11 protein-coding genes and 1 pseudogene are annotated in these 12,971 nt (G+C 47.2%); 2 read left to right on the top strand and 10 right to left on the bottom strand.

What is annotated here, in order from left to right:
• Positions 1-387: 387 nt before the first annotated feature.
• The 6 genes and pseudogenes from CEQ48_RS04190 to CEQ48_RS04165 all read right to left on the bottom strand — a co-directional run bounded on the left by CEQ48_RS04190 (position 388) and on the right by CEQ48_RS04165 (position 5,865).
• Positions 388-1,581, bottom strand: a complete 1,194-nt coding sequence (locus CEQ48_RS04190; protein ID WP_089070350.1) for an acetate/propionate family kinase — start codon at positions 1,579-1,581, stop codon at positions 388-390.
• A gap of 269 nt (positions 1,582-1,850) precedes the next feature.
• Positions 1,851-2,036, bottom strand: a pseudogene (locus tag CEQ48_RS04185) (DUF2218 domain-containing protein); the annotation flags it as partial.
• A gap of 35 nt (positions 2,037-2,071) precedes the next feature.
• On the bottom strand, positions 2,072-2,950 hold the full coding sequence (locus tag CEQ48_RS04180) for a DMT family transporter (protein ID WP_089070349.1): 879 nt from the start codon (positions 2,948-2,950) through the stop codon (positions 2,072-2,074).
• A gap of 102 nt (positions 2,951-3,052) precedes the next feature.
• Positions 3,053-3,805 carry an ABC transporter ATP-binding protein gene (locus CEQ48_RS04175; RefSeq protein ID WP_089070348.1) on the bottom strand — a complete coding sequence of 251 codons (753 nt, stop codon included), beginning with the start codon at positions 3,803-3,805 and terminating at the stop codon, positions 3,053-3,055.
• Positions 3,802-4,836: a FecCD family ABC transporter permease gene (locus tag CEQ48_RS04170; protein ID WP_089070347.1), complete on the bottom strand. Its 1,035-nt coding sequence runs from the start codon at positions 4,834-4,836 to the stop codon at positions 3,802-3,804. Before CEQ48_RS04170 ends, CEQ48_RS04175 begins: the two co-directional genes overlap by 4 nt.
• A gap of 6 nt (positions 4,837-4,842) precedes the next feature.
• Complete coding sequence (locus CEQ48_RS04165) at positions 4,843-5,865, bottom strand: ABC transporter substrate-binding protein (RefSeq protein ID WP_232477802.1); 1,023 nt, start codon at positions 5,863-5,865, stop codon at positions 4,843-4,845.
• A 153-nt stretch (positions 5,866-6,018) separates the two neighbouring features.
• Between CEQ48_RS04165 and CEQ48_RS04160 the strand changes: the two genes are divergently transcribed.
• The gene (locus CEQ48_RS04160) at positions 6,019-6,861 is read left to right on the top strand and encodes a LysR family transcriptional regulator (protein ID WP_232477800.1); all 843 of its coding nucleotides are present in this window, start codon (positions 6,019-6,021) and stop codon (positions 6,859-6,861) included.
• Positions 6,862-7,175: 314 nt separating this feature from the next.
• Here the strand turns inward: CEQ48_RS04160 and vctA are convergent, their stop codons facing one another.
• Positions 7,176-9,155, bottom strand: coding sequence for a TonB-dependent iron chelate receptor VctA (vctA, locus tag CEQ48_RS04155; RefSeq protein WP_089070346.1), 1,980 nt, complete (start codon positions 9,153-9,155; stop codon positions 7,176-7,178).
• A gap of 86 nt (positions 9,156-9,241) precedes the next feature.
• Between vctA and CEQ48_RS04150 the strand changes: the two genes are divergently transcribed.
• The gene (locus CEQ48_RS04150) at positions 9,242-10,258 is read left to right on the top strand and encodes an AraC family transcriptional regulator (protein ID WP_198301085.1); all 1,017 of its coding nucleotides are present in this window, start codon (positions 9,242-9,244) and stop codon (positions 10,256-10,258) included.
• Positions 10,259-10,304: 46 nt separating this feature from the next.
• Here CEQ48_RS04150 and vctC read toward each other — a convergent pair whose 3' ends face one another.
• From vctC to vctD, 3 genes are read right to left on the bottom strand one after another with little or no spacing between them, the layout of a single operon-like run.
• Positions 10,305-11,069, bottom strand: coding sequence for an iron chelate ABC transporter ATP-binding protein VctC (gene vctC, locus CEQ48_RS04145; protein WP_000615306.1), 765 nt, complete (start codon positions 11,067-11,069; stop codon positions 10,305-10,307).
• A gap of 2 nt (positions 11,070-11,071) precedes the next feature.
• The gene (gene vctG / locus CEQ48_RS04140; protein WP_089070344.1) at positions 11,072-12,022 is read right to left on the bottom strand and encodes an iron chelate uptake ABC transporter permease subunit VctG; all 951 of its coding nucleotides are present in this window, start codon (positions 12,020-12,022) and stop codon (positions 11,072-11,074) included.
• Positions 12,012-12,950, bottom strand: a complete 939-nt coding sequence (vctD, locus tag CEQ48_RS04135) for an iron chelate uptake ABC transporter permease subunit VctD (RefSeq protein ID WP_089070343.1) — start codon at positions 12,948-12,950, stop codon at positions 12,012-12,014. The genes vctG and vctD overlap by 11 nt, the downstream gene beginning before the upstream one ends.
• Positions 12,951-12,971 lie beyond the last annotated feature (21 nt).

Raw genomic sequence — 12,971 nt, 5'->3', positions numbered from 1 at the left:
CTATTTAGCCATCATTACTTATTACTCAGAGTAATCGGCTTGCAAAATAGCAGAACGTATTATTATCTAACCTCTGTGTGATCATGATTCATAACTCACGCTTATTGAAATGATGGATTTTATAATAATTTTGCGTGTCACTTCTAAATACACAATAGAGTAACTGACTGATCTAAAGTGATAATTTCTTACACTTTTAATGGGAAGAAATGATGTATCCGAATTTTTTAGGAAAGTGAGACTCTGATTTGCTCATTCCGAAAATGTAATCTCTTTATTATTAATTCGACTTAGAAGTGAATAAAAACAAACTATTCAGATTTTGAATGGCCGAAAAAATAAAGGCGAGCCCTTGGGCTCGCCTTTATTAAGATATGGTCGTAATGATTACAGCAGCTCAACCGACTGCTGGGCAATCACGAATTCTTCGTTGGTTGGGATCACCATGGCTACGGCGTTAAGCAGTTCAGATTTTGCAATGATGCCCGCGTTACCAAAACGCGCTGCTTCGTTGCCTTTTTCATCTTCCACAAAACCAAGCAGTTTCAAGTTGCCGAGAATTTCGCGACGAATCGGCAGTGAGTTTTCGCCAATACCGCCAGTGAAGATGATCGCATCCAGATGCTCTAGCGGGATAAGGTAAGAACCGATGTATTTTGCGACACGGTAGGTGAACACTTCAAACGCCAGTTTTGCACCTTCATGACCATTTTCCATCGCTTCTAAAATGCCGCGAGCGTCAGAAGTGAGGCCGGACACACCCAAGAAACCAGATTTCTTGTTAAGAGTTTCAAACACTTTCTCTTGGCTCCAGCCTTTCTTCATCAAAAATTCGATGATGCCGGGATCCAAGTCGCCAGAACGCGTACCCATCATAAGACCCGCCAATGGGGTGAAGCCCATGGAAGTATCGACAGATTGACCATTGCTGATAGCACAGACTGAAGCGCCGTTACCCAAGTGAACCGAGATGAAGCTCGCTTGCTCAATCGGCTTATTCAGCATTTTGGCTGCTTCACGGCTTACATAGTAGTGGCTGGTACCGTGGAAGCCGTAGCGGCGGATACCGTATTGTTTGTACAGTTCATGAGAGATAGCACCAGTGAATGCCTTTTTAGGCATGGTCTGGTGGAAGGCGGTATCAAACACAGCGAACTGTGGCAGGCTTGGGAAAGCCGCCATAGCCGCTTGAATACCTTTCGCACCGGCTGGGTTGTGGAGCGGAGCAAGATCGGACAAGCTTTCGATTTCTGCCAGCACTTCTTCATCAATACGAACGGTCGAGGTGAATTTCTCACCGCCGTGAACAATACGGTGTCCTACCGCTACTAAGCCTTGAGCAAAGCCCAAGCTTTCCATTAAGCCTACAATGCGGTTGATCGCATGTTGGTGATGATTATCGGCGGCGGTAATCGCCTCTTCCGCTTTCTCACCCTGGTATTTCCAACTGATCACGGCTTCAGGCAGACCGAAGCACTCGCCAAGGCCTGAGATCAGCGCTTCCCCCGTTTGGGAATCAATCACTGCAAATTTCAATGATGAGCTACCAGAGTTTATGACCAACACATACGAGTTCGACATGGGGGCTGTATCCTGTTTCAGACGTTAAGGGGAAGCGTTTTTGCTTCGTCATTATAGAAATAGCATTATTCAATAAATTTTGAATCTTTCAACTTTGTTTTAGTTTTTTGTGCGATAGAAACGTTTTTTTGTTGATCTTAAGCAAGAAGCGATTTCTTTTTAGCCGAGAAATATTTCAATTTTTAAGCAAATAAAAAAGCGCTCGTTCATCACCACGAGCGCTGATGCAGAAAGGGATGAATCCAGTGTTCGGCTGGGATATTTAACGGCTATGCAATCGATATCGCTTGCCAATCGAGCGTGATTGACTCTCGGCGTGAGAACATATCGATATGAGAGTTGATCACCGCTTGCTGGGCCGCCACATTTTGCTCGCTGTCCCCCTGACAAACAAACGTCAGCGTTTGGTTTTTCTCGCACACGGTTAAGGTGGTCACTCCCGCTGGAAACTCGATTGAGTTGATTACGCCTCAATAGACTATACGAGTGACTAGGCTCTGGCTGAACGTGACTCTATTTTCAGCACACCAACTCCAGCCAATACAATAACTACTACACCAACCAGCTCGATGAGGTCGGGCAAGCCGCCAAAGACGCTATAGTCGAGCCCGAGCGCCCAAAAGATAGCCGTGTATTCAAACACGGCCAGTGTAGAAACCGATGTTCTCGCCATAGCTTCTGTCATTACGATGTGAGCTACGCCTCCAAATAAACCTGCACTGATTAGCCAGAAGAGGGTGTGCGAATTCAATGGCTTCCACCCTAAGAAAGCAGTCAACAAGCCAAACAGACTGCAAATCAGCGCAAAATAAAAAGCAATGCTCCCCGCATGCTCCGTGTGCGTTAGCTGTTTGATTTTCACTTTTGCAATGGCAGTGGTGACCGCCATCGCCAACCCAGCCATACAGCCCAGTAACGTACTTTGGGTCATATCTGGCGATTCCAAAGAAGGATATAAAATAATCAAAACACCTAGAAACCCTGTCAATACCATGCTAATCAGATAAAAAGAGGGTCTTTCTCCCAGCAGCATAGCCGCTAAAGGAATCGCAAAAATTGGAGCCAAAAAACTTAGTGCGGTAGCCAAGGACAAAGGTAAATACACCAAAGAAATAAAAGATAGGAACATAGCTAGACAGCCATATGTACTGCGCGAGAGATGTCCTTTCCAGTTCCGCGTCCGCAAAGCATCAGGAAACACATTCATCCGCATCAAATAGAGCACAATGGGAATCAACGCGATACTGCTCCGCCAGAAAACAATCTGCCCTACAGGAGCGTCGGCTGATGCTATCTTCACACAGAGCGCCATCCCAGCAAATAAACCCGTCGCTATGAGTCGCAGCGAAATACCCTTCCAAGCGTTCATGTTAAAGCATTTTCACTTCATGGTTCGTTTCAGCAGCGAGATGCGGCATAAACAATGCACACATTAGCAATAGCAATGTTCTCATCAGGGTATCCTGTGTAATCAGAAAAAGTGAAGTAAAGGTCGTTGCAGTTCAGGGTCATGAATTGTTCGGGTCTTTACCCCAAACACGTCCCAAATACGCTCAGGTGTTAGTACCTCTTCAGGCTTACCAATCGCAACCAGATGACTGGAATGCATGATGATCAAACGATCACAGCGAGCAGCCTGATTCAAATCATGCAACGCAATGACGATGGTCGTCTTTAACGTTTCGACCAACTGCAAAATAGCCAGCTGATTTTGGATGTCTAAATGGTTGGTCGGCTCATCCAGCAGCAGTATTTCAGGTTGCTGTGCTAGAGCTCTGGCCAGATGAACGCGCTGGCGCTCGCCTCCAGAAAGAGTCTGCCAAATACGATCCTCAAGGTGCTGAATACTGAGCGCGCGCATGGCATCATCGACAATGTGGCGATCCATATCTGACCAAGGGTTCAACAGAGAAAGCCAAGGAGTCCGCCCTAGTTCAACAGCATCACGAACCTGAATATGCTCGTGTGTTTCGGCTTGTTGTGTAACAAAGGCCATCTGGCGTGCGACCTCACCTCGTGGCAGCTGATGTATCGCTTTCCCCTTTAAGAGTACTTGCCCATGACTTGGCTTAGTAATACCGGCCAATAAGCGTAAGAGTGTTGATTTCCCTGATCCATTAGGGCCAATCAACCCTAGAACCTCACCAGGTTGCACATCAAAAGAGAGCGGGCTGATCAAGGTTTTACCACCTTGTTTGTAACTCACATTCTGGACAGAAATCATTTGTGCTTCGCCCCCCGAATCAGAATCAAGGCAAAGGCAGGTGCACCAATCAGGGCTGTCACAACACCAATGGGTAAGACTTGTCCCGGCACGACAATACGAGAGAGGATATCGGACATGATGAGAAATACCGCTCCCATCAAGGCGGAAACCGGCAGTAACACAGCATGACGTACCCCAACAAGATATCGTGCAGCATGCGGAATCACCAAACCCACAAAACCAATTGATCCAACCATCGACACCATAACGGCTGTCATTGATGCCGTTACCAAGATCAAAATTAACCGCACTCTCTTCACTGGGATCCCTAAAGACGCTGCAGACTCCGACCCAAAGGTGAAGGCATCAAGAGCGCGGGCATGGTATAGAGCAATCACTAGACCGATAAGAGCGATGGGAACCGCAAGCGAAGCATCTTCCCAACGCACACCACTGAGATTGCCTAATAACCAAAACATAATGCCTCGAGCAGCCTCGGCATTAGCTGATTTAGTAATCATTAATGCGGAGAGTGCATGAAACAGCTGAGCCCCAGCGATACCTGCTAAGATGATCTGCCCAGTGACTCGGGAAAGAGCGAGAACAAGGCCAAAGGACAAAAGTGCGCCTAAAAACGCACCAGCAGACATGGAGAGCATACCTGCACCTATGCCTACAATCGTGACAGCGACAGCCCCCGCAGAGGCCCCCGCCGAGATCCCTAAAATATAGGGGTCAACCAAGACGTTTCGTAACAACGACTGCAAAATTACGCCACTCACTGCCAAAGCGGCCCCACAGCAAGAGGCAATAACGGCTCGGCTCAAGCGGTACTCCCATAGAATACCGGCATCGATCAAATCAACGGCATACTGAGCACCCAACAGATTATTGGCCAGTGTTTGATACACCGTTTGTAAGCTAATCGAACTTTCACCAACAGTTGCCGCGAGTAAAATAGCAGCCAGAAGAATACCGATCGCAAGAAATAAACCTCTGAGCGACTGAATCACAAGGCTTGCGGTTTTTTGCCAAACGAGTGTGGACATGTGTAACTATTTCCCAGCCAAATTCATTAGACTCAAGGTTTTGACCAGGTGCTCAAGCCCCTCAATCGAACGCAACGTAGCTCGCATTGCATGAGCATCCATGACAACAATTTGATTATTCACCACAGCTGACATCTGGCGTGTCAGAGGATCTGAGCGTAAAAAATTCAACTTTTTCTGATAATCATCAGCATCGAAACGACGACGAGTCATGTTTGCAATAACGATCACATCAGGGTTTGCTTTGGCTATGCTTTCCCAACCTACAGAAGGCCATTCTTCCGGTGCATCAATGATATTTTTAATGCCCAATGTTGACATCATCCAAGCGGGCACCCCCGTTGTTCCGGCAACCCAAGGATCCATTTTTATATCGGCGCTGGAAAACCAAAACACGGCTGATAGGCGATTCAGATTATGCTGTTGCGCATCTGTAATGGCAGCCGCCTCACGTCCTTGTATCTCACGAATCAGTTCATCGCCCTTCGCTTGCACATCAAACATATTTGCAAGATTTCTAATACTTTGGAACAAACTGTCCAAGCGAAATGCCTTAGGAGAGCCATCCGAGTTCACCCCAGCACACTCAGAGTCAAGCACATAGCTTGCAATCCCGAGGGACTGAAACTGCTCACGCGTACCAACTACACCTTGAGGGCCCACCGCGAACAGAAAATCCGCCGTCACTAGGTCTGGGCGCTTTGACACAACGCTTTCGAAGCTGGGAAAATTATCCGCTAAGCGTTCGATCTTAACATTTACATCCTCAAACTCTTTTGCAACATCTGTAAACCAGTTAGACGTACCAATCACTTTGTCATGTAAACCCAAGCGATACAGCAGCTCAGTGGAGGCTTGCCCAACGGTAATCACACGTTCAGGAGGAGCGCTCAGATTGAGTGGATAACCACAGTTATGCAGTGTTTCAGGCGATTCTTGCGTTTGACCGATGGCAATGCTCGAAAGTCCAGTCATTAGACTGCCCATTAGCAAAGCTCGTGAAATAGGATGTGAAAATATAACTGCCATGTAGATCTCCTTCAGTTCAAACGCAGTGTGTGATTTTAATTAGAAGGCTATCATTCTTGCAATTGCTAATGATTATCAATTGATTTATTATTAAGTTAACATTCCAAAATGGAATACCCTCTTCTCAACTTGCGCTCAATAGGCTGGCAACGTATGTGTGATAGTTTCAATATTCGTCAAATGGAAGCCTTCAGAGCAGTTATTAAGCATGGTTCTGTCAGCCGTGCAGCCAACAGTTTATTTATCACTCAATCGGCCGTTAGCAAACTCATTTCAGCATTGGAAGAGGATATTGAATTAACCTTATTTGAACGGCGATCTGGACGCCTGCAACCCACACCAGCCGCATTAAAACTCTACGAACACAGCGATCGCGTGTTTACCGAACTGTCTCAACTGGGCAGAGAAATCAAGCTGTTAAAAAATGAAGGCCCTCGAGTCTTTTCAATTGGACTCTTGCCTGTACTGGCGAGTCGCTATTCGGCAGAGGTGTGTAAAGCGTTTCGTGAACGGCACCCGACGATCCACCTTTCCTTGATGACAGGTAATACCGCCATCATCAAAGATTTACTCATGAGCCGAAAACTGGATGTGGGCATTATTTCAACCCCAATTAATCACCCAGCGTTTGTCTCTGAGTCGGTGTTAGGTTCTTCCTTAGTCTGTGTGATGCCGCAAGACCATCCGCTCACGAGTAAAGACGTCATTCACGTACAAGATCTTCATCAGTTTGAGTTCGTTGATTACAATCCAAATGACCAATGTAGTGCAGTACAAAGCAAAATATTTGATCAGTTTAACTGCCGTCCTAAACTCACGATAAACGCAACCACTGCTTCGTTAGTCATGAACCTCGTTGAATCAGGGTTTGGCGTAGGGCTCGTTCATCCTGCAACAGCCTATTGGCGAAAAACCACTCTTTGCATCAAACCCTTTTTTCCCCAAACACCTATTTCGTATTATTTTTGTCATGATCAAAAACCTACACAATGCTGATCTAATTCAGTCATTCACTGCATGTATGAATCAAGTTCATGCTCAAACCTTCAATATTAGCTGCAATAAAATGCAGCCGGTTTGCCCAAAACCTGCTGAATAATCATCTCCAGATCATACAACTCCAGCATGATCTAGGACTGCCCATATACACACTAAAATATAATCCGCAATGCGGAGGCTATCCGATTGCTTCCGCCACGAAAGGGCTTAAGTTGATATCATTGTTGGCAGAAGGTGTTAAATTGAGACGACATAACAAAATCTCCAGTGCAAAAGCCCGCACAAAGCGGGCTTAAATAGAGTAAGAATGATTAGAATTGGTAAGCGGCGGATAGCTTATAGCTGCGTCCCGGCTCTCTGTCATCCAAAGTGAAGCCGCGAGCAACTCCCAAACGTGAAGCATGAGAGGTGTACAGCTCATCAAACACGTTATCCACGCCAAACGTTAGCACTAGGTTCGGGACTGAATATGGCGTCCACTGCGCGTACAGGTTATGTACGTCATAGCCTTCTTTCTTCGCCGAACCAGCCACCACGTTGTCTTCATCCAGAACCACAATTGATGTCCAACCAAACAAGGTATCAATTGAATCTGCTTGATAACCCAAGCTCAGCGCGATGCTGTCACCCATGTCGGCACTGGTACCAACAGAATTGAGCATAGGACCACCCTTGGTCACATCGTTAGCATCCGAGCGTGCGTAAGAGAGTTTGGCACTCGTCGCTTGATAAGCATAAGTGCTACTCAGTTCGAAGCCTTTGATTTCCATATCCCCTACGTTGCTGATCAGGTAACTGTTACTGGTGCGGATGTGGTCATCAATTTGGGTTTTAAATAGGGTGAAGTTGGCACCAACAAAGTGGTCGCCATAGGTTTTATCAAAGCGCACACCACCTTGGGTATTTAAGCCCGTTTCAGGTTTGATGTTATCCGCTAAGCGAGCTTGATCTTGGTAACGAATAAAGGTTTCCAGCAGCTCTGGGCCTTTAAACAGCGAGCGGGCGTTGGCAAACAGCGTCCAATAACTGGTCACATCCCATTCAGTACCCAGTGACCAAGTCACCTCATCAAAATCTTTCTTGCCTGTCATGGCTTTACGTTTGAAATCATCAAAACGCAGACCGGCGGTCACTGACCAAACGTCATTCACATACAGTTTGTTCTCCGCAAACACGGCGGTAGAAACTGCAGATTCTTCCATAAATGGCGTGCTGCCGTAGGTCGCTTTGCTAGTTTGATCGACATAATCCATACCATAGCTTACTTGGTTACGGTGGGCTGCCAGTTCGTAGTCAGATTGGAAGAGCGCGTTGATGCCAACATTGCGGTTTGTCGCCGTATTGCGTGAGACACGGTTGCCCGGCCAAGCGCCTGCCATCACACTTTCATCACGATCAATTTCGGTTTGGCTACTGTAGAGGGTGACTTTACCGCGATGCTTATCTTGCTTGAGTTCATAAGAGCCAGTAATGGTATCGCGATCATAATGCGTCGGAATCAAACGGTTTTTGGTCAAACCTTCGTTGGCGCTTCCTGCCATATCAGGGCGTGGGCTATAGTCCCCTTTATCACGATAGACATCATAAGAAACTTGGAATCGATGACCCGCAGCAGGTTCAAAACCGACTTTTGCAAGAACGTTATAGGTGTCCCCTTTCACGCCAAAGGTCTCTTTACCGGCACCATCTTCAAAGTTATCGCGTGAGATACCTTGACCATAAACCATGGCGTCAACCTTTTCGCTCAATTGACCGTAAACCGTGAGTGAGCCTTGTTGGTTATCGTTTGAGGCATAACCACCGAAGATACGGGCACCAAACTGCTCGCCGCCCACCAGCAGATCTTTCGCATTCTTGGTTTCAAAATAGACCGCACCACCAAGGCCACTTTGCGTGACCGAGTTGTTACCCACCTGCACATCGGCCGATTTCAAAATGTCTGGGTTAAGCGTTAAGTTACCAATGTGGTGGAACATATTGGCGTGCTGTGAAGCGCCATCCAAACGAATATCCAAGTTGGTTTCACCCAATCCGCGAATGTTAATTCGTTGGTTAACCGAGTGCGTTCCGCCTACATCAACCCCGGGAATATCACGCAGCAAGTCCGACATGTGATCGGCTTGTTTGAGTGATAGGTCGTCCGAGGTGAGAGATTCCGAGCTACTCGATACTTTCGTACCCCAAACTACCACATTGTCTTGCTCCGATGTCGCTTTCTGCTCAGCAACCGCGTTGGCCGACATCGCGGCGGTGATCGCAAGCCATAACGCAGACTTCTTGCAAATATCCATACTGACTCAATTCCTCAAAAATACAAATGATAACGATTCGCATATATGTTAAATTGAGCTCAACCAATAGAGAAGTTGAATTGATTATGCAAAATCGCACATCAGTTATGGAAAACACGCAAAATCAACATAAGGTATTAACCAAAAACGGCGCACGCCAAACGGTCACCTTGTCACGTCATGTGGTCAAGGAGCGAGATGAGCAAATTGTTGCGCAAAATTTGAATCAACCCGTGATGGCACAAGGCCACTTTGTGGAATACGTCAGTCCAAACGGGTTTACCTTGCATGGAGGGTCTAGCCTTGAATTGGCCGATTGCGATGTGATGACCACCAGCGCGCCAGCCCTTGTCATCATTCTCTTGCTGGAAGGCACCTTACGCTTTGCCTATGATGATCTCAAACTTGAATTGTGTGCCAATCAGCATCCACAAGCTTTGATGGTCAATTTGCAGCAGCCGTGCATCTTCCATCGCCGTCTGCATCAAGGGATGACAGTACGCAAACTCAACATCGTTTTATCGCCCGATACATTGCAAAAATTCGCGCAACACTCCTGCCCATTGCAACATTTTCTGCAACAAGACAAAGCACAGGTTCCACTTTCACTGAACGAGGAAAGTTGGCAAGCCGTTGAGTCTCTGCTCAACAGTCGTGTTACCCACACCATCAGTGCGCATATTACTCGGGAAGCCACGGTTTGGCGCTTGGTGCATGACGCCGTGTTGCAATGCCCTGAAAACGCCACCTCATTATCTCAGCACCAAGAGGGACAATCTGAGCAATGGATTAATCAGTTGCTGCACTATATCGATCAGCATTTGCATGAAGAGATTTGCTTAGAGCAACTGGCAGAACGCCATACGATGAGCGTTTCCAACTTACAACGCAAATTTAAAACTCGCCTGAATATGACGATTGCACACTACATCCGGCACCGACGGTTACAACTGGCGCGTCAGCAATTAGAGCGAGGTTTGGTCACCATCACAGAGGCCGCGTATGAAGCGGGCTACCTGCACCCTTCCAACTTTACCGCAGCGTTTAAAAAAGCCTTTGGTATCTCTCCGCAGGCTTTTGTGGAATTGAAACAGGCGGGTTAATCGCCATGATTCTGGCTAAGCTTATCCCCTACTTGGTACTGCTGCCTCATGTCGGAAGAGTATAGAGACATAAGCGCTGCCCCTGCATCTCAATCACATTAAACGGGGTATCGTAAATGGCGCTCAACACTTCAGATTGGATCACGTCACGCACCGAGCCTGTGGCTACGACTTCGCCTTTTTTCAATGCGACGATTTTATCGGCGTAGCAGGAAGCAAAGTTGATGTCGTGGATCACCACCACCACCGCCTTATTCAGCTCATGGGCTAAACGGCGCAGCGTAGACATGATTTGCAGCGAATGCTTGATATCCAGATTGTTTAACGGCTCGTCGAGGAAGACGTAATCGGTATCTTGCGCCATGACCATGGCGATAAACGCGAGTTGACGCTGACCACCACTCAGCTCATCCAGATACTGATACTGAATGGTTTCGAGATCGAGATACTCGATCGCTTGGTTGATGATCTGCTCATCTTGTGCGGTCAATTTTCCTTGGCTGTAAGGAAAACGGCCAAAAGCCGTCAGCTCTCGCACCGTAAAACGCATATTGAGCACATTCGATTGACGCAACACCGCCAGCTTTTGAGCCAGCGCCTTGGTGTTCCACTCCACCAACTCACGCTGCTCAATCCAGACTTTACCGGCATCCCGATTGACCAAACGGCTCGCCATTGAAAGCAGCGTACTTTTGCCTGCGCCATTGGGGCCGATAATCGCCGTCACCTGCCCTTTATCAAACTGAGCACTGGCGTCATGTACCACGCGCTTGGTACCAAAATGTTTGGTGAGCTTTTCCAGTTGAATCATTACTAAACCACTTTATTGCGAAGTAACAGCGAGAGGAAATAGATCCCGCCGATAAAATTGATCACCACACTCAAGGTGGTCCCGAAATGAAACACTTTTTCGATGATCCATTGGCCTGATAATAGGGCGCACACCGACATCGCCGAGGTTGCAAGCAGCAAGGTGGAGTGACGATAAGAGTGGAACCATTCACGAGTCAGGTTGGTCACCAGCAGCCCAAAAAACAGAATGGGCCCGACCAGAGCGGTGGAAATCGAAATCAGCAGCGCGCTGATCAGCAAAACATTACGCGTCACTTTGTGTACATCGACACCTAAACTCACCGCGTTATCTTTATCTAACCAGAACACATCGAGCACACGATGCTGACGGAACAACAGCACGCAAGCCAACAGCAGCAGAGGCGACACCACATACACCAACTTGGTGTTGACGTTATTAAAGCTGGCGAACATGTTAGCCTGTACCGAAGCAAAATCGTTCGGATCCATCAACATCACAAAGAAAGAGGCGATGCTGGAAAAAAGCTGGCCTAAAATCACCCCAAGCAGTAACAGCACAATCAAGTTGCGATGCCCACTTCGGAAATAAAAGGCAAACAGCAGCGTCGAGAAACTGAGCATCGCCGCCACCGACAGTGAAAAATTCCAGTACACGTTCATCGCAATACTGCTCATGCCCCCAAACAGCACTACAACCAACACTTGGGTGAACATGTATAAAGCATCAAACCCCATGATACTCGGCGTTAAAATACGGTTATGGGTGATGGTTTGAAACGCCAACGACGACTGCGCAATCGCAATGCCAGCAAAGACCATAGCCAACACTTTCGGCACGCGACGCGATAAAAAATAATGGTAGTTGTCCGCATTGAGCCCGACACCAATAAACAGCGCCGCAAACAGCAGAGAAATCGCGATCAGCAGCAGTAATTTAGTTCTATCCTGCATGACGCTGCCCTCGCAAAATCAAAGCTATAAACACCGAGCCACCCAAAATACTGATGATCATAGAGATGGGGACTTCATACGGGAAGATGATGACGCGCCCCACTAAATCACATAACAACACGAACATCGCCCCGAAAATGGCAGTGCGCGGAATATTTTTACGCAAATTATCGCCGTAATAGAGGCTGACTAGATTAGGCACAATCAAGCCCAAGAAAGGCAGTTGACCGACAATCATGACCACGGTCGCCGACATGATGGAGACTAAGGCCACACCGATGATAATGACCTGTTGATAATTCAACCCCAGATTGGTCGCAAAATCTTTCCCCATCCCCACGGCAGAAATGCGTGCGGCATACAAATAGCTGAAAATAGCCACCGGGATTGCGATATAAAGCAGTTCAAAATCCCCTTTAAGCAGGTTGGCAAAATTGGCGATAGCCCAACCGGAGAGATTTTGGATAGCATCATATTTGTAGGCAATAAAGGTCGCTAACGAGTCAATCACATTGCCAAAGATGATGCCGATCAGCGGCACGAAAATGACGTTTTTAAACTGAATGAGCTGAATGAAAAACACAAAGACCAGCGTACCCAACATGGAGACGCCGAAAATCAACCAGAGGTTTTGACCATGGCCAAACAGAGCTAGGCTAAGCACGTAACCGAGCATGGCACACTCAATCGTGCCGGAAGTCGATGGTGAGGCAAATCGGTTTTGACTCACTTGCTGCATGATAAGACCCGCGATGCTTAAACCCGCACCGGAGAGCAAAATCGCTAATAATCGGGGGACTCGGCTAGTCAGCAGTAACTGCCAAGCTGACTCATCACCTTGAAACAAGGCTGCGAGGGATAAATTGCCCACGCCAACAAACAGGGAACAAAAACTAATAACAACTAAAACAAGCAATAACTTTTTCAAAGTAAACCTCAGCCTGTCAGC

It is taken from the genome of Vibrio tarriae (assembly GCF_002216685.1).
Taxonomy (GTDB): Bacteria; Pseudomonadota; Gammaproteobacteria; order Enterobacterales; family Vibrionaceae; genus Vibrio; species Vibrio tarriae.
The sequence above is the reverse complement of the archived record's forward strand: the minus strand, read 5'-3'. Positions and strand labels throughout refer to the sequence as shown.

What these genes read in the sequence shown, in the direction of transcription:
- CEQ48_RS04165 (WP_232477802.1), bottom strand. Translation starts at nt 5,865, where the DNA reads ATGGCAGTTATATTTTCACATCCTATTTCACGAGCTTTGCTAATGGGC.
- CEQ48_RS04170 (WP_089070347.1), bottom strand. Translation starts at nt 4,836, where the DNA reads ATGTCCACACTCGTTTGGCAAAAAACCGCAAGCCTTGTGATTCAGTCG.
- CEQ48_RS04160 (WP_232477800.1), top strand. Translation starts at nt 6,019, where the DNA reads ATGTGTGATAGTTTCAATATTCGTCAAATGGAAGCCTTCAGAGCAGTT.
- vctA (WP_089070346.1), bottom strand. Translation starts at nt 9,155, where the DNA reads ATGGATATTTGCAAGAAGTCTGCGTTATGGCTTGCGATCACCGCCGCG.
- CEQ48_RS04180 (WP_089070349.1), bottom strand. Translation starts at nt 2,950, where the DNA reads ATGAACGCTTGGAAGGGTATTTCGCTGCGACTCATAGCGACGGGTTTA.
- CEQ48_RS04150 (WP_198301085.1), top strand. Translation starts at nt 9,242, where the DNA reads ATGCAAAATCGCACATCAGTTATGGAAAACACGCAAAATCAACATAAG.
- vctG (WP_089070344.1), bottom strand. Translation starts at nt 12,022, where the DNA reads ATGCAGGATAGAACTAAATTACTGCTGCTGATCGCGATTTCTCTGCTG.
- CEQ48_RS04175 (WP_089070348.1), bottom strand. Translation starts at nt 3,805, where the DNA reads ATGATTTCTGTCCAGAATGTGAGTTACAAACAAGGTGGTAAAACCTTG.
- CEQ48_RS04190 (WP_089070350.1), bottom strand. Translation starts at nt 1,581, where the DNA reads ATGTCGAACTCGTATGTGTTGGTCATAAACTCTGGTAGCTCATCATTG.
- vctC (WP_000615306.1), bottom strand. Translation starts at nt 11,069, where the DNA reads ATGATTCAACTGGAAAAGCTCACCAAACATTTTGGTACCAAGCGCGTG.